This is a genomic window from Alcanivorax sp. UBA3183, from assembly GCF_002364155.1.
GTDB classification, from domain to species: domain Bacteria; phylum Pseudomonadota; class Gammaproteobacteria; order Pseudomonadales; family Alcanivoracaceae; genus Alcanivorax; species Alcanivorax jadensis.
This window is the reverse complement of record NZ_DEXN01000012.1, coordinates 44550-60342: the sequence shown is the minus strand read 5'-3', so window position 1 is coordinate 60342 and position 15793 is coordinate 44550. Positions and strand designations below refer to the sequence as shown.

Below are 15793 nucleotides of genomic sequence, written 5' to 3'. Positions count from 1 at the left end.
CGTTACTCACGGCTACATAGGCGCTCATGACTGTTCGCTCTCCGTTACTTCCGGCTGCTCCATTGGCAGCAAAATACTGAATACGGTTTTGCCCGGTACGCTTTCGCACTCGATCAGCCCCTGGTGCTGGCTGATGATGGACTGGGCAATGGACAATCCCAGCCCGGTACCACTGGCCCGGCCACTGACCATGGGATAGAACAGGGTCTCCTGCACATCCGGAGCTATGCCCGGGCCGTTGTCGATAATATCCACCCGCAGCACCAGGCGGTGGCGCAGTGAGCCGATGGTGAACTGCCGCAACACCCGTGTGCGCATGATGATGCGGGCATCCTCGGTGTGCGATTCCAACAAGGCCTGGGTGGCGTTGCGGATAATATTGAGCAGCACCTGGATCATCTGATCCCGGTCGGCGATCACATCCGGCAGGCTGATATCGTAATCCCGCCAGATGGACACACCCCTGGGATGTTCCGCCAGCAACAATTGCCGCACATGCTCCAGGCACTCATGGATATTCACCGCCTTGAATTCCGGCGGTTTGCGCGGACCCAGCATACGGTCTGCCACCGTGCGCAACCGGTCCGCCTCATCAATGATGACCTTGGTGTACTCGGTCAGATCCGGGGTCGGCAGGGCTCGCTCCAGCAACTGTGCAGCACCGCGGATGCCGCCCAACGGATTCTTGATCTCGTGTGCCACACCGCGCACCAGCGCCCGGGTGGCCTGATGAGCATGGATCAGCGCCTCTTCCCGGGTAATGCGCAACAGCCGGTCCAGCGGTTGAAGTTCCATCAACAGACACAGCGTCTGCCCCGGCTCATTGATCGGGCTGACTGAGTAATCCACCGTTATTTCATAGCCGGGGGACACTGCCAGGCGGGCTTCCCGACGGGTAAACGGATGCTCGTCCCGAATGCACTGGCGCAGGGCAGCACGGGCTTCCTCATCATCAAAGAAATAGTCCGGTAACGGCTGACCCATGGCACGGCTGGCACTGGTCGCAAGCAGCATTTCCGCCGCCGGATTCAGGTAGCGGACCTGCAGATTGTCATCAAGCATGATCACTGCGGTACGCAGGTGATCGAGTAAACGTTTGTGCAAGGTGACACCACCCATCAACTGTTGGCCCATAACAGGGCATAAGCAATTATCAGGCCACTTGGGCTGGCACCTATAATGCGTACCTAACAGGCACTACAACCCGACAGGGCTCAGAGCCTATAATGAGTTTAGGGGATGGCAAGGCAGAATTGCACCAAAGCAGTGCTTTAAGGGCGGGCCGAATAGGGGCGCAGCGGCTGAACAGGGCGCTGCGATGTGCCAGGACGTATGGCGGTATCACCCCCGTTCGAGGGCTGCTGCTGCCGTTTGATATCCCCCACCGTTGTCCTGTGGATATAGATCTCAACAATTTCAGATTCGATCAGTACCTCACCCTCGGCACTCAAAATCCGAGCCTGAATTTGATGCGTGCCTCGCTCTGGCCGATCCAGTGAAGCTCCTTCAAGAACCTGACCATTATGCGTCAACTCCAGCCGATCGCCTGGTTGTAGCTGTGGCTTGATGGCCACTTCAATGGGTATCGACTCCACAGGGTTACGGATGGTCGCACCCGGCTCAGGACTGGAGACCGCCAGACCGGCATACTCCTGCCGGGAAACTACCGGAGGCGCACTTTTCCGTAGCTCGCTGTCCACCGGGCGCACTGTCTTTTTCGCACCCTCCACAGTGTTCACACTACGGATATCAACGGGCTCTGCCCCTGAAGACAAAGGCTTATCCGTGAACTGCACCGAACCGTCCGGCATCGTCTGCTTGTAAATTCTGGATTGCGCGGCGGAAGCGCCCTCTTCGTCGACAATCCCGTCTTCAGCCTGCAACACAACCGTCATAAGCAGCACGGCAATACCCGCTATCAACCTGAGCATCTGGACACCTCCCTCTTTCTTTCGATTCTGAACAGCCTCTGGAAAGATGAAAAGGGCAAAATGCACAAAACACCATATGCATTACCGTCTTTCTTCAGACAAAAAAAGCCCCCGACTAGCGGGGGCCTTCTTTCTGCGAGCTTTCCCAGGGGAAATCAGCAGGAGTAGTACATATCGAACTCGACCGGGTGCGGGGTCATGTTGAGACGTTCAACCTCACCACGCTTCAGGGCGATGTAGCCTTCCAGCATATCCTTGGAGAACACGTCGCCTTCGGTCAGGAAGTCCATATCGGCTTCCAGGCAATCCAGCGCCATGGTCAGGGTATGCGCCACGGTCGGGATGTCCTTGGCTTCTTCTGCCGGCAGATCGTACAGATCCTTATCCATGGCATCGCCAGGGTGCATCTTGTTCTTGATGCCGTCCAGGCCAGCCATCAGCAGAGACGCGAAACACAGGTACGGGTTCGCAGACGGATCAGGGAAACGCGCTTCGATACGACGCGCCTTGGCGCTGTTCACAAACGGAATCCGGATGGAAGCAGAACGGTTACGGGCAGAGTAGGCCAGCATTACCGGGGCTTCGAAGCCGGGCACCAGACGCTTGTAGGCGTTGGTGGACGCATTGGTGAACGCGTTCAGGGCACGGGCGTGCTTGATGATGCCGCCGATGAAGTACAGCGCTTCGTCGGACAGGCCTGCATAGCCGTCACCCGCGAACAGGTTTTTGCCATCTTTACCCAGGGACACGTGAACGTGCATACCGGAACCGTTATCACCGATCAGCGGCTTGGGCATGAAGGTGGCTGTTTTGCCGTAGGCGTGAGCCACGTTGTGTACGCAGTACTTGAGAATCTGTACTTCGTCAGCCTTGGCAGTCAGGGTGTTGGCGCCAACGCCGATTTCACACTGGCCCGCAGTACCCACTTCGTGGTGATGCACTTCGATCTGCAGACCCATCTGCTCCATGGCGGAACACATGGCGCCACGCAGGTCGTGCAGGCTATCTACCGGCGGAACCGGGAAGTAGCCGCCTTTCACGCCCGGACGGTGACCGATGTTGCCACCTTCGAAGTCTTCGTGGGATACCCACGCTGCTTCTTCGGAGTGAATATTGTACATGGAACCCTGCATGTCGGATTTCCACTGCACGGAATCAAATACGAAGAATTCCGGCTCCGGACCGAACAGTGCGGTGTCAGCAATACCGGTAGACTTCAGGTATTCCTCGGCACGACGGGCAACGGAACGCGGATCACGCTCATAACCCTGCATGGTGGACGGCTCGAGGATGTCGCAGCGCAGGTTGACGGTCGCCACATCAGTGAACGGGTCCAGTACGGCAGACTCGTCGTCCGGCATCATCACCATGTCGGACTCGTTGATGCCTTTCCAGCCAGCGATGGAAGAGCCATCGAACATTTTGCCATCCTGGAAGAAATCTTCGTCGATTTCGCCCACGGGGAGGGTTACGTGCTGCTCCTTACCACGGCTATCGGTGAAGCGCAGGTCCACCCATTTCACATCATTTTCTTTAATCAGCTTGAGGGTCTTTTCAGACATTGTCGTGCGTCCTCCTAAGGAACAGCGGGTTTGTCTCTGGCTCATGGCCCCGCCCCGCATCAGGGCAGAACAGAGAGCCGGTATTCTCGGCCACCAGGCCTGCTTTGCCAATAGGGAGGCAAGTTCCATGCCAGCCCTTTTTTAGCGCATTTGACGCTAAAATACAGAATCAGGGGAAAGATAGCACCTCATAGTGCATTATTGTGGTGCGCCGCACCATTTTATTGCACTAAAATAGTGCACCATTGTCTTCGCCGACCCGCAGGACCACAAACACCTCGTTGCCCGCCTCGCCGGTTTCCAGCACCTGATGCCCGTTGATACGGCACCAGGCAGGGATATCGCTTAGCGCTCCGGGGTCCGTGCATACCACACGCAGGCAATCGCCGGTGGCCAGAGTGCGCACCTTATTCTGCGTCTTGATCACCGGCATGGGGCACAACATGCGGCGCACATCCAGTTCATGAACAGCTTCGGTCATCAGGGGTCCCTGGGTTCTAGCTTCTAGCTTCTAGCTTCTAGCTTCTAGCTTCTAGCTTCTAGCTTCTAAAGAGGGTGCCGCGCCCCAAACGAAGCACAACCCCAGCAGCACTTTTTTGTTTTCCTCGCAGCCAACAGCTCATAGCTGCCTTTACCCCACATTCCAGGCCAACGGCACTGCATCCGGGTGAAATGGCTCTACAGTGACCTGGCGCGCCACACCATCCGGGCTGCGCACTTCCAGGGTAACCTCATCCGACGAACGCCCCTTGGAATAACGGGCCACGATCGCCGCCGCCTGCTGCATTTCCTCATCATTCTGGAAATTGCCATCCACCAAGGCCAAAGGCCCCGGGCAGCTCACTGTGGTAATGCTGGTAAACTGGTAGCGATACCCCTCCAGGAAACGGTTCTCGCCTTCCTCCCGGCTGATGATCAGCTTTAAATGGGGCTGCGGACGTATATGACGCCCCACCTTTAACAGCATGATGTCATCAAGCTCGTAGCGACGCTCGTTGCGGGCCTTCCACAGATCCGCCAACTTGTTGGAATAGGATTCGTCGGTAAGAAAGCAGCAACCACCGGCAGGCTGGGCAAAGTCATCCAGCCCGAACTTCTTGGCCAGGGCCATTTGCGGCTTACGGCTGCGGCCGGAAAAATCGTGCAGGGATTCCCGGTCTACCCAGCCCTCACGTTCGGGCAGGGTAGCTGGCAAGTTCTTCGCGCATAGCGGCCGCAGCAGACGCTCGTCCGCGCCGGATTCCGCGCTGATAATCGGCATGGTTGCCTTGCGCTGGCTTTTCGGACGCTGGCCGATCACTTCACCGGTCACAATAAAATCAAACCCGCGATCCCCAGCCAGTTCCCGGGCCTTGTTAATCATCAGAGTGGCCTGATTGACCATGAAGATCTTGCAATCCAGACAAGGATTCAGGTGCGCCCCGTAACCGTGCCTGGGATTGAGCACCACATCCTTATACTCCTCGGAGATATCGATGATGTGCATCTTGATACCCAACTGCTCGGCAACCCACAGGGCGTTATTGCGCTTTTCCTTGTCCTTGTCTTTCTTGCGGATGGCATGAGTATGCCCCTCCACGCAGAAGCCAGTGTAGAAATTCACGCCTTCCACCTCGATGCCCTGTTCCTGCATGACTTTCACGGCCAGCATGGAGTCCAGTCCGCCGGACACCAGTGCAATGGCGCGACGCTTGATGGGTTGGGTTGCCTCTGTCATCAAAAAAACCTGCGTTACTGTGGAAGGACAGCTCAAAATTTGGGCGGTGCAGTATAACAATGGCATGCCCGGGACGCACCCTCCCCTCCCTCGCTAACCACACCGGCTGTCACCCCATCGTCATCTGACTTGGCCACACTCTGGCCTCCCTGGATGAAATACCATGGCTTTATGTTCCTTTGGCTTCGCGTTTCACTGATTGCCCTGCCGGGGCTCATCGCCGCCGCCGGCCTGGGCTGGTGGTGGCAGACCCCGCAAGCTCCCTGGTTGCTTCACCAGCAGCCGCTGGCCGGCCAACGGATATGCGCCATCGGAGATGGCGGCTGGGGGAACACGCCATCCCTGGCAGTGGGACAGGCCCTGGTCACGCTACAATGCGATCAGGTCCGCTACCTGGGCGACATGGTTTACCCGGACGGCATCCATAGCGCGGATGATCCTCTGCTGAAAAGCCGCTTTCTCACCCCGATGAAACCGGCCCTGGACGCCGGCATTCCAATCTATCTGGTACTGGGAAACCACGATTGGAAGCGCAACGGACAAGCTTGGCTGGAGGTGGCTCAGCGCCATGCGCTGGTGCATTTCCCCCATTATTACTATGCAGAACAATGGCCAGATGCCTGTGCCTTCAGCCTGGAAACCACCTGGTTCGAGAAGTGGTATTACATCCGACGGCAGGGGCGCTGGCTGGAACAGGCTCAAAACACCGCCAGAGAGCATGGTTGCCGGTTCAGCCTGGCCTTTGCCCATCACCCCTTATTCAGCACCGGCTCCCACGGAGAAGCCGGCGAGATGATCAATCTGCTACTCAAACCGAAGCTGCTCGGCCGCCTGGACTTGCTGCTCGGCGGTCATGACCACATTCTTTCCGATGAAGGAGAATACCAGGGCACTCGACAACTGGTTTCCGGTGCGGCCAGCATTAACAACGACCTGGGTACTCCCAGCGAGGAACAACGCTTCACTCTCGCCACCCACGGACTGGTGACCTTGGACCTGTATGACAATCATGGAGAAATGGAGGCGCAGTACGCGTTCTATAGTGTATCGGGGGACCCGCAAGCCCCACTGATCACCCTGCTTTGGCAGGGCGATCAGAGAGGCCAGGGGGTTCGCTGATTTAGTGTTTCCGAAAGAAGGTGGAAATATCCAGCAGCACCCGCGCCAGAGCATCACGGCGCTGCGCCAGCACAACGTCCGGATCTGCCACTGACTGATCATCCGCATCACTGATGCGCATTTCCGATAGCCCCCCCGCACCGAGGGGCATGGCCACCTTGTAATCTGCACCCACATAGGCCAACGCATCCCAGCTGGCCACAAGCCGATATGCCTCGCTACGGTCCGCCAGCAAAGATCGTCCCACACTGTAATCGGTGGCGGGATTGGTCACGCCAAGTAGAGGCAGCAACGTGGGTACCAGATCCAGATGACTGGTAGGCCGCTCAACCACACTCGGCGTGCTGCCCGGTAGCGACAACACGAAAGGCACATGTATCTGCTCGTTATGGAATTCGGAATTGTGCCCCCAGCGGCCATTTTCCATGAATTCCTCACCGTGATCGCCGGTAACAATGACAATGGTATTGTCCAGCCGCCCACTGTTCTCCAGATGCTCCAGCACTCGCCCCAACTGCTGATCCAGATGATGGGAGGCGTTGATATAGCGGTTGAAAATGCCTGGCATATCGGCTTCCAAGTCCATCGTCGCATAGTTCATTTCTGGCAGGTAATCCTCACGGATTGCGCTCTCCTCCGGAAAGTAATAACGAGCATGAGCGGATTCGAAAAACATGAACCCCATGAAGGGCGAATCCTTTTCACCCTGGTCAATAAAGTCCAGCAGGCGCACCACGTTGCGACGGTCACGTTCCCAGCCGGGCCCGGCATCGTCACTGACCAGCTCACCTTCGGGCACCGACACAAACAGGGTTTTATCAAACTCGGGGTAGCTGAAGTTGGCACTGGTATACAGGCCCATACGGTAATCAACCTGCTGTAAATGCGTCATCAGCACGGGAGACTTGCGCTCGTCGAGCACGCTGAACCAGTAATTACCCGGCAACCCGTAAAACAGGCTAAACATACCCATCCGGGTACCATTTCCGCCACTGTAATGCTGAGTGAAGCGGGTGCCGTGTTGCGCCGCAAAACGCCACAGATTCGGCATAATTTCCGGGGTCAACATATCCCAGCGCAGAGACTCAGCCACGAGGAACAGAATGTTCGGGCGCGACGCGTCGGCGCTGATCTGCAGTGGCGCTTTCGGGTAATTCAGGCGGCCTTTGGCCTCCGCCTCCAGCCGGGCACTACGCACCATCTCCCACCCCCACTGTTTCGCCACATGGCGGAAGGTGGTGGGCTGGTAGAAGGGAATACTCTGAGCGGCCATCAGCACCGGCTGATAACCTTTCAGATGGCTGATACCGTAAGCCGCGCGCTCACCCACCATGCACAAAACCAGTAGCGCCACCGCAAAACCCACCCCCGGCAGAGACCGCGCACGCAGCAGAAACAACGCAAGGACGTGAATCGCCAGCACCGCCGCACAGATGGCGGCCACAGTCCAGGACGTGTCGGCACTGCCGCCCATGGATTCAATTCCGCCGGGTGTAGTTATCAGGTTCCAGACAAAACCATTGAGGTGAAAGCCATAGATCGCATAGATCTGGCTGTCGATCAGTAGCAACAAGGTAATAGATGTGGCTAGCGCCACAACCAATGCGACCTGGGCGCCCCGCCCCAGAACCTTGCCCAGCATCCAGCCGGGAGCAGCCACCATGAGCACATAGAGAAAAGCATAACCGCTCAAGGCGGCGAGCATGAATAGCATGCCCAGGGGTGGCAAGGTTTCTATCATTCCACGCCCGATCCATGCATTGAGCGCAAGAAAGAGAAGAAAAAGGAAAAAGTAGTACCCGCGCAGGGAAGCACCCCATGCACTTTGCTTATTCATTACAAAACCCCTTGAATGCCAGGCAGTGAAGCCTACGCCAAGAGGCTTATCGCCAGCTTAAATCATTCTTCTTGTTCTGCCAGAACGGGGCCAGCCACTGCAAATTCTCGCTTGGAAAATGTCACGCGCTCAGCCACCGGACGGATTTCGCCCTTCAGGTCAGCCAGGTGGTTTTCGACAATCTGGCAACGACGCAGCAGACCATCATCCATGGCGATCTGGATGTTCAACCCTGGTCGGGCATTCAGCTCCAACATCATCGGTCCGAATTCCCGGTCCATCACCAGATCCACCCCCAGATAGCCCAGGCCGGTCAGATCATAACAACGGGCGGCCAGCTCCAGACACTCTTCCCAGTCCGGCACGGTCAGGCCGGCCACCGCATTGGCGGTGTCTGGATGGCGCTCGATTCTCTGGTTGTGCCAGGTGCCACCCAGAGTCACGCCGCTGGACAGGTCCAGACCCACACCAATAGCACCCTGATGCAGGTTGGCCTTGCCCTGGGATTGGCGGGTAGGCAGACGCAGCATGGCCGCCACCGGGTAACCCTGCAGCACGATGATGCGAATATCCGGCACCCCCTCGAAACTGATGCGATTGAACAGCTCGGTGGACCGCACCCGGTATTCAATCAGGGCCTGATCACGGTGGCCGCCCAGGGAATAAATACCGGAGATAATCCCGGAAATATGATGTTCCAGCTCCTCGGTAGTCACGATGCGCCCGGAGGCGGAACGGAAATAGTCCTCGAAGCGATCGGCAATCACCATGATACCGTCACCGCCCGCACCCTGAGCCGGCTTGATGACGAAATCCCGATGGGTTTCCACCACCCGGTGCAGGGTGCTGATTCCCTGTTCGGTGGCGATGGCACCGTACAGCTCCGGCACCCGAATGCCCGCATCCAGCGCCATCTGCTTGGTCTGCAGCTTGTCGTCCACCAGCGGATACAGACTGCGCTTGTTATAGCGGAGGATGTAATCACCGTTGCGCTGGTTAATACCCATTACGCCACGGGCACGCAGGGCCTTGCGGGTCTTGGACCAGAACATGTCAGCGCTCCACCATCGCCCGGAAGCGCATCAATTCAGTGAGGCGGTAGCCACGGTAATGCCCCATCAACACCATCACTGCGGACATGCACAACAGCACACCCGGGAAGGTAAAGACGAAATAGACCAGCGGCGGCCATACCATAAGCAAATGACACAACACCGCAGCCACCAGGGTACCCAGCGCCACTTTCAGGGACTGGGTTCCACCGCGCTCTTCCCAGACAATGGAAACCCGCTCGATCACCATGGTCAGAATCACCATGGGGAACAGTGCCACCGACAACCCTGATGACACACCCAACTTATAGCCAAACAGACTGATGACTGCCATCAGGATTACCACAAAGGTGAGCACAATGGACAGCCGCGCCAACAGCTGCAGTTTCAAATGCTCAAGATAGGAGCGCACCGACAGGCCAATAGCGGTGATGAAGGTAAACAGCAGCACCCCCCAGATCACCTGGGTTTCCCGGAACGCCAGGGCAATCAACACTGGCGTAAAAGTGCCCAGAGTTTCCATACCCACCAGGGAACGGATCAGCAGGACCAGCAGTACGCCCACCGGGATCATCATCAGAATGCGGAATAGCTGCTGAGAGGGCAGCGGCAACTCGTACAGGGAGAAATCGATAAAGCTGCTGGCATCCTGCAGCCGCAGGGACCGAGCCAGTTGCAGGGCACTCATTTCATTACGGTGCACGCTCAGTGTCATATTCGCCGAGCGCCCGCCTTCGACATTCAGCAACGACTCACTGCCGCTCCACCATACCACTCGGTCATCCGGCAAACCCTGCTGGCCATCCAGCGGGTTGAAGTACAGCCAGCGCTTTCCGTTATAGGTCCGCAACCACAGTTCGGGCTGCTGTTCCTGACTTTCCACCAGTCGCAGGGTATGCACCGGCTGAGCAGGAATATGGGACATGGCAAGCAGCAGATCCACTACCTGGGCTCGGTTTTCCGGACTCACATCACCGCCGAGCAACAACTGGACGTTGTCGTTTTCCAGTTCATTCACCCGCTTGATGGTTTCGCCAATGAAGGTTTCCACATCGGCGGAATGCTGACGGATCGGCTGCAACAGCGCTTCGGCCGCCAACTTTTCCGCTCCGTCCAGCACCGGGGCCGGCCGGAACTGGGGGCCCGGCTCATTCTCGCGGGTTTCCGCAAAACGGGGGGTAAGCATCAGCCGATAGTAAAGATACTGATTACCCTCGGCACGACGGGCGGACCAGGTGACCTGTCGGTTGCCCTTCTCCACATTGACGTTTACGCCATAGTTATTGGAGATAAAGCTTTCGTTGAGGGTGGTGTAACCGGCCCCCTGTGGCGGCACGAACATGCGCACCTTGATCGGTTTGTTGGCCCTGGCAGTAAAGCTGACCTGGGCATCGACCACCCACACCGGGTCCTTCTCATCCTGAGTCAGCGGCACCTTCTGCACTAGCAACTGGTAAGCGATACTGCCGCCACCCAGCAGCAAGAGAAACACGGCCAAAATCCGTGCCTGTAGTTTGACAGACCCCATGTTAATGCGCCCCGGCAGCCTCCATCATCAGTTCATCCTCCTGATCCTCCCGGCAGCGTGGCGCGCCCACAGACATGGACAACGACGGGTCTACCAGGGCTCCCAGGCCCATCAGGGCATCCGCACCGACCAGAAGCGGGTAACGAAACTCGCTCCGGTCTGTCAGATTGACATCTATTTTCTGCTCACGATCGCCCATGCATATCGTCAACGTCACCATTGGCCGGCGGCTGAAATCCCGCTCGCCGTCCTGAACACTCTCTGCCCGGCGCTTTATCCGCACATGCCCGGCCAGTGGCAATTCCACGTCATCCCACTGATTCTGCTGGATGCCCCACTCTTCACGGTCATCCCTGTCGATGGCTATATCAAACTCAACCATTTTCACCCCGTCACGCTCAAAGGTCTTTATGTAACGGGCACTCAGGGAGGCGGAGTCCGCCCCGGTGTCCAGCTTGGCCGGCACCGTAATACCCAGTTCACCGACATGCACGCTTTCGTGCAGACCATAGATTCTCTTGTTGACTGGTGGCACCTCAGACAGGGCCACGGCAGGCACCAGCGCCCCTATCAGCACCAAGGGGATTCGCATCATAACAACCTGATTATAAAAGCGTTATTGCCGAATTTTCGGCACCGACAACGGAAAAAGACGGTGAGTCTGACCCTTCTCCGGGGAAATGGTTGCGCCATTCTAGGCGATCCGCAGCCCACTCGCAGGAACAACCGTAAATTTTTGAATCTTTTCACATTCGCAAATGTTACGCGAAAGCCTGACCGACGGGCTATCACCTGCGCCCAGCGCTGGTATAATGCGCGCCCCCGCGGGATGCCAGACCCTTTTCAACGCCCACTACGTGGCTGCGTACAGGTCGAGATCAGGCACGAGCGTCATCCCGCCCATTTCTTAACGGAGCTACATCTGTGATTGAACGTCTGCGCAATATCGCCATCATCGCCCACGTTGACCACGGCAAGACCACCCTGGTGGACAAGCTGTTGCAACAATCCGGCACCCTGGGAGATCGCGCTGGCGATATTGAGCGGGTAATGGACTCTAACGATCTGGAGAAGGAACGGGGCATCACCATCCTCTCCAAGAACACTGCCATCCAGTGGAATGAATACCGCATCAACATCGTCGACACCCCCGGCCACGCCGATTTCGGTGGCGAGGTAGAGCGGGTCATGTCTATGGTGGATTGCGTATTGCTGCTGGTAGACGCGGTGGATGGCCCCATGCCGCAAACCCGCTTCGTCACCCAGAAAGCCTTTGCCGCCGGCCTCAAGCCGATCGTGGTAATCAACAAAATCGACCGCCCGGGCGCGCGACCGGACTGGGTCATGGATCAGGTATTCGACCTGTTCGATAACCTTGGCGCCACCGACGAGCAACTGGATTTCCCGGTCATTTACGCGTCAGCCCTGAACGGCATTGCCGGTCTGGAAGCAGACAACATGGCCGACGACATGACCCCGCTGCTGCAGACCATCGTCGACAAGGTGGACTACCCGAACGTGGACGCGGACGGTCCGTTCCAGATGCAGATTTCCTCCCTGGACTACAACAGCTACCTGGGCATCGTCGGCATTGGCCGGGTCAAGCGCGGCAACATCAAGGCCAACAGCCCGGTGAAAGTAATCGGCGCCGATGGCAATGTCCGCAATGGCAAGATCCTCACCATCATGGGCTATCACGGTCTGGAGCGTGTTGACGCCCCCACTGCCTCTGCCGGCGAAATCGTCTGCATCACCGGCCTCGACCCGCTGAACATTTCCGACACCCTGTGTGATCCGGCCAGCGTGGAAGCGTTGCCGCCGTTGAGCGTGGACGAGCCCACCGTGAGCATGTTCTTCCACGTGAACACCTCGCCGTTCGCCGGCCAGGATGGCAAATTCGTCACCAGCCGCCAGATCCGCGAACGCCTGGAAGCGGAGCTCAAGCACAACGTGGCCCTGCGCGTGGAAGAAACCGGCAGCGCCGACCAGTTCCGCGTCTCCGGCCGTGGCGAGCTGCACCTGTCCGTGTTGATCGAGAACATGCGTCGCGAAGGCTTCGAGCTGGCCGTTGGCCGCCCGCAGGTGATCATCCGTGAAGAGGATGGCGTCAAGCAGGAGCCCTACGAAACCGTGATCGCCGATGTGGAAGAGCAACACCAGGGTGCCATCATGGAGCATCTGGGTCTGCGTCGTGCGGAAATGACCAACATGGAGCCGGACGGCAAGGGCCGGGTACGCCTCGAGTTCCTGGTGCCCAGCCGTGGTCTGATCGGCTTCCGTAGCCAGTTCCTGACCCTCACCTCCGGCACCGGCATCCTCAACAGCACCTTCAGCCACTACGGCGAATACAAGGCCGGCGACATGGCCAAGCGCATCAACGGTGTGCTGGTGTCCATGGTCAAGGGCAAGGTGCTGGGCTTCGCCCTGTTCAACCTGCAGGAGCGTGGCCGGATGCTGATCGATCCGAACGTGGATGTGTACGAAGGCCAGATCATCGGCATCCACAGCCGCGGCAACGACCTGGTGGTCAACCCCACCAAGGGCAAACAGCTCACCAACATGCGCGCCTCCGGCACCGATGAAAACATCGTCCTGACTCCGCCGATTCGTTTCAGCCTGGAGCAGGCACTGGACTTCATCGAAGATGACGAGCTGGTGGAAGTGACCCCGAACTGTCTGCGTATCCGCAAGAAGCTGCTTACCGAAACCGAGCGCAAGCGCGCCGGACGGTAAACGCAACAATGGTCGCGGGGAGGAATGCGCAAAGCGAATTCCTCCCTCTAAGCCAACGTTTGACACCAAAAAGCCGGGCGATGCCCGGCTTTTTTGTGTCCAACCTTTTTCAACGCAGCAGCATCAACATCACCACCGCGCCGATCACCATTCCCAACAACAACCCCTGGGTGAAAGAGCGCTGCGCCTCCGGGCGAGCGGCTTGCACGGTGTCTGCAGGCTGACTGGTCTCAAACTCGGCGATCACCTCGCGAGCTCTCGACTCATCGCTTTCCGCCACCCACACCGACGCCAGGCCCGCCGCAGGCAGCTCTCCTACGGCTCCCTGCAACATGTCGCCCTGAACCTGCGCCATGATACCCACCTGATCCAGCAGGTCCGCCAGCATATGCGCTTCAATACCGTCGCGGGCATGGAAAACACACTTCACGGCAGTGCCCTCTCATTCATCAGGGGTTGACCGCTTCCTTGCTCACCACCTCCAGCAGGGTGTAACGCAAGCTGCTGCCGTCCGCTGGCGGTGACGCCACTTCCTCTATTTTTACTCGCAGCGTATAGCGGTGACCGGGCTCGAACTCGAAACCATCGATATGATTATAGAAAAGCTGAAAGTTGGCTTCGTCATCACTGCGCACCCTCAGACAATCCATTGGCCCCGCACCGATACAGGCAGAAGAATAAGGAGCAACATGCAGAATATCGCCGGGCTTGTCTTCTTGTTCACCACAAGCAACCAGTAAAAACAGCGCCGCAAACAGCGTGTGTTTCAGTATCATGGTACCAGCCTTGTTATTTTTTCCCTCACAGGTAACAAGCAGTACCATGCGCGGCCCACCAAGGCAAAACATAAGGGCCATACACCGCCGCAATACGAACGGACGAAAAATTCGCTTCCGGCACGGCTGCCACTAGACTTGAAACAGGTTCCCATGCTCCATATCGCACTGTTCGAACCGGAAATCCCCCCCAACACCGGTAACATCATCCGCCTGGCCGCCAACACCGGGGCCCACCTGCACCTGATAGAGCCACTGGGCTTTTCCCTGGAGGAAAAGAAACTGCGCCGCGCCGGGCTGGACTACAATGAACTGGCCCACCTCACCGTGCATGCGGATTTTGTCGCTTTTCTGGACGCAATGGAGGGTAAACGCCTGTTTGCCCTGACCACCCGGGCCAGCCAGCCACACAGTGATGCGGTGTTCGCAGACGAGGATGTGCTGCTGTTCGGTCCGGAAACACGCGGCCTGCCCACCGACATTCTCGACAGCCTGCCACCCACCCAAAAACTGCGCCTGCCCATGGTGGCGAACAGCCGCAGCCTCAATCTTGCCAATGCGGTGTCGGTGACGCTGTATGAGGCATGGCGGCAGCTGGACTACATAGGGGCAATTGAGAATGGATAATTGATAACTCGCGGGAACGGACATCAAGTCCTGAAACGCAAGAGGCCGCGTCCAAGCGTTTGGACGCGGCCTCTTGCATTTAAAGACAATAGCAACGCCAATCCGTGGCGTTATCAATTATCCATTTTCAATTATCAATTCTTACTGAACCGTCTCACCCTCAGCTTCAGCCTGCGCTTTCGCCTGCTGCTGGCGTTGCTGCTGGTACAGGGCATCGAAGTTGATCGGTTGCAGTACCATTTGCGGGAAGGAGCCCTTGGCGACCAGATCCGAGACCACTTCGCGCACATAGGGAAACAGCAGGTTCGGGCAGTAGGCACCGAGCAACTGGGCCCGCTCTTCGCCCTCCACACCCTTCACGGTAAAGATACCGGCCTGCTTCACTTCTGCCAGATAGAAGGTTTTCTCTTCCTTCTCGTCCTTGGCGGTAACCGTGACAGTCAACTCCACTTCAAATTCATCGGTCTCGCCAATGCGGCGGGCGCCGTTATTGAGCTGCACATTGACCTTGGGTTTCCACTCTTCCAGGAACACTTCCGGCGCCCCCGGGCACTCGAAAGAGGCATCTTTCAGATAAATACGCTGCAGCTGGAAAACCTGTTGTTGTTCGGCCATGGTTTTTCTCCTGTTACTTTGTTCCCGACTCCCCCGAATTGGCGCCGAGCAGCGAATCCAGCTCCCCTGCGCGCTCCAGAGCATAAAGTTCATCACAACCGCCGATGGGGCGATCATCAATAAAGATCTGTGGCACCGTACGAGCCCCGCCACGCTGCATCATCACCGCACGTTGATCAGGCTGTCGATCCACATCCGTATCGTGGTACGGAATGTTTTTGCTGTTCAGCAACTGCTTGGCGCGAACGCAAAAAGGGCACCAACCTGTGGTATAAAGCTCCACTTTGGCCATATTC

General features: G+C 57.6%; 16 protein-coding genes. 3 read left to right on the top strand and 13 right to left on the bottom strand.

Annotated elements, in window-relative coordinates; genetic code table 11:
- Positions 1–24 precede the first annotated feature (24 nt).
- The 5 genes from glnL to B3Q33_RS04935 all read right to left on the bottom strand — a co-directional run bounded on the left by glnL (position 25) and on the right by B3Q33_RS04935 (position 5210).
- Positions 25–1134, bottom strand: coding sequence for a nitrogen regulation protein NR(II) (glnL, locus tag B3Q33_RS04955; protein ID WP_035245165.1), 1110 nt, complete (start codon positions 1132–1134; stop codon positions 25–27).
- A gap of 137 nt (positions 1135–1271) precedes the next feature.
- On the bottom strand, positions 1272–1997 hold the full coding sequence (locus tag B3Q33_RS04950; protein WP_272962140.1) for a hypothetical protein: 726 nt from the start codon (positions 1995–1997) through the stop codon (positions 1272–1274).
- 89 nt (positions 1998–2086) lie between these two features.
- Positions 2087–3493, bottom strand: a complete 1407-nt coding sequence (gene glnA / locus B3Q33_RS04945) for a glutamate--ammonia ligase (RefSeq protein ID WP_035245168.1) — start codon at positions 3491–3493, stop codon at positions 2087–2089.
- Positions 3494–3722: 229 nt separating this feature from the next.
- Positions 3723–3974 carry a sulfurtransferase TusA family protein gene (locus tag B3Q33_RS04940; RefSeq protein WP_035245170.1) on the bottom strand — a complete coding sequence of 84 codons (252 nt, stop codon included), beginning with the start codon at positions 3972–3974 and terminating at the stop codon, positions 3723–3725.
- A gap of 150 nt (positions 3975–4124) precedes the next feature.
- Positions 4125–5210 carry a tRNA (5-methylaminomethyl-2-thiouridylate)-methyltransferase gene (locus B3Q33_RS04935; protein ID WP_272962139.1) on the bottom strand — a complete coding sequence of 362 codons (1086 nt, stop codon included), beginning with the start codon at positions 5208–5210 and terminating at the stop codon, positions 4125–4127.
- Between the two features lie 171 nt (positions 5211–5381).
- Here B3Q33_RS04935 and B3Q33_RS04930 point away from each other — a divergent pair, with 171 nt between their 5' ends.
- Positions 5382–6329 (top strand): metallophosphoesterase, encoded by a 948-nt coding sequence (locus B3Q33_RS04930; RefSeq protein WP_272962138.1) that lies wholly within the window; start codon positions 5382–5384, stop codon positions 6327–6329.
- Position 6330: 1 nt separating this feature from the next.
- On the opposite strand, the gene B3Q33_RS04925 is transcribed toward B3Q33_RS04930, so the two are convergent.
- The 4 genes from B3Q33_RS04925 to B3Q33_RS04910 all read right to left on the bottom strand — a co-directional run bounded on the left by B3Q33_RS04925 (position 6331) and on the right by B3Q33_RS04910 (position 11341).
- Positions 6331–8166 (bottom strand): DUF3413 domain-containing protein, encoded by a 1836-nt coding sequence (locus tag B3Q33_RS04925; RefSeq protein ID WP_272962137.1) that lies wholly within the window; start codon positions 8164–8166, stop codon positions 6331–6333.
- A gap of 62 nt (positions 8167–8228) precedes the next feature.
- Positions 8229–9218: an alpha-L-glutamate ligase-like protein gene (locus B3Q33_RS04920; RefSeq protein WP_272962136.1), complete on the bottom strand. Its 990-nt coding sequence runs from the start codon at positions 9216–9218 to the stop codon at positions 8229–8231.
- A 1-nt stretch (position 9219) separates the two neighbouring features.
- Complete coding sequence (locus B3Q33_RS04915; RefSeq protein ID WP_272962135.1) at positions 9220–10746, bottom strand: inactive transglutaminase family protein; 1527 nt, start codon at positions 10744–10746, stop codon at positions 9220–9222.
- Between the two features lies 1 nt (position 10747).
- Complete coding sequence (locus B3Q33_RS04910) at positions 10748–11341, bottom strand: ATP-dependent zinc protease (protein WP_035245174.1); 594 nt, start codon at positions 11339–11341, stop codon at positions 10748–10750.
- A gap of 329 nt (positions 11342–11670) precedes the next feature.
- Between B3Q33_RS04910 and typA the strand changes: the two genes are divergently transcribed.
- Positions 11671–13479, top strand: a complete 1809-nt coding sequence (typA, locus tag B3Q33_RS04905; protein WP_035245175.1) for a translational GTPase TypA — start codon at positions 11671–11673, stop codon at positions 13477–13479.
- Between the two features lie 109 nt (positions 13480–13588).
- On the opposite strand, the gene B3Q33_RS04900 is transcribed toward typA, so the two are convergent.
- Both B3Q33_RS04900 and B3Q33_RS04895 read right to left on the bottom strand, forming a co-directional pair.
- Positions 13589–13909, bottom strand: coding sequence for a DUF2007 domain-containing protein (locus B3Q33_RS04900; RefSeq protein ID WP_272962134.1), 321 nt, complete (start codon positions 13907–13909; stop codon positions 13589–13591).
- A 19-nt stretch (positions 13910–13928) separates the two neighbouring features.
- Positions 13929–14255 carry a DUF4377 domain-containing protein gene (locus tag B3Q33_RS04895; RefSeq protein ID WP_052042467.1) on the bottom strand — a complete coding sequence of 109 codons (327 nt, stop codon included), beginning with the start codon at positions 14253–14255 and terminating at the stop codon, positions 13929–13931.
- Positions 14256–14408: 153 nt separating this feature from the next.
- Between B3Q33_RS04895 and trmL the strand changes: the two genes are divergently transcribed.
- Entirely contained in the window at positions 14409–14882 is a 474-nt protein-coding gene (gene trmL / locus B3Q33_RS04890; RefSeq protein ID WP_035245179.1) for a tRNA (uridine(34)/cytosine(34)/5-carboxymethylaminomethyluridine(34)-2'-O)-methyltransferase TrmL, read from the top strand.
- Between the two features lie 141 nt (positions 14883–15023).
- On the opposite strand, the gene secB is transcribed toward trmL, so the two are convergent.
- Positions 15024–15536: a protein-export chaperone SecB gene (secB, locus tag B3Q33_RS04885; protein ID WP_408605291.1), complete on the bottom strand. Its 513-nt coding sequence runs from the start codon at positions 15534–15536 to the stop codon at positions 15024–15026.
- Entirely contained in the window at positions 15511–15789 is a 279-nt protein-coding gene (gene grxC / locus B3Q33_RS04880) for a glutaredoxin 3 (RefSeq protein WP_272962133.1), read from the bottom strand. The genes secB and grxC overlap by 26 nt, the downstream gene beginning before the upstream one ends.
- Between the last annotated feature and the right edge of the window lie 4 nt (positions 15790–15793).

Bases quoted from the DNA above. Each gene is read 5' to 3' on its own strand.
- trmL (WP_035245179.1), top strand. From the start codon at position 14,409: ATGCTCCATATCGCACTGTTCGAACCGGAAATCCCCCCCAACACCGGT.
- B3Q33_RS04940 (WP_035245170.1), bottom strand. From the start codon at position 3,974: ATGACCGAAGCTGTTCATGAACTGGATGTGCGCCGCATGTTGTGCCCC.
- B3Q33_RS04920 (WP_272962136.1), bottom strand. From the start codon at position 9,218: ATGTTCTGGTCCAAGACCCGCAAGGCCCTGCGTGCCCGTGGCGTAATG.
- glnL (WP_035245165.1), bottom strand. From the start codon at position 1,134: ATGGGCCAACAGTTGATGGGTGGTGTCACCTTGCACAAACGTTTACTC.
- B3Q33_RS04925 (WP_272962137.1), bottom strand. From the start codon at position 8,166: ATGAATAAGCAAAGTGCATGGGGTGCTTCCCTGCGCGGGTACTACTTT.
- B3Q33_RS04915 (WP_272962135.1), bottom strand. From the start codon at position 10,746: ATGGGGTCTGTCAAACTACAGGCACGGATTTTGGCCGTGTTTCTCTTG.
- glnA (WP_035245168.1), bottom strand. From the start codon at position 3,493: ATGTCTGAAAAGACCCTCAAGCTGATTAAAGAAAATGATGTGAAATGG.
- B3Q33_RS04930 (WP_272962138.1), top strand. From the start codon at position 5,382: ATGTTCCTTTGGCTTCGCGTTTCACTGATTGCCCTGCCGGGGCTCATC.
- grxC (WP_272962133.1), bottom strand. From the start codon at position 15,789: ATGGCCAAAGTGGAGCTTTATACCACAGGTTGGTGCCCTTTTTGCGTT.
- B3Q33_RS04935 (WP_272962139.1), bottom strand. From the start codon at position 5,210: ATGACAGAGGCAACCCAACCCATCAAGCGTCGCGCCATTGCACTGGTG.
- B3Q33_RS04895 (WP_052042467.1), bottom strand. From the start codon at position 14,255: ATGATACTGAAACACACGCTGTTTGCGGCGCTGTTTTTACTGGTTGCT.
- B3Q33_RS04910 (WP_035245174.1), bottom strand. From the start codon at position 11,341: ATGATGCGAATCCCCTTGGTGCTGATAGGGGCGCTGGTGCCTGCCGTG.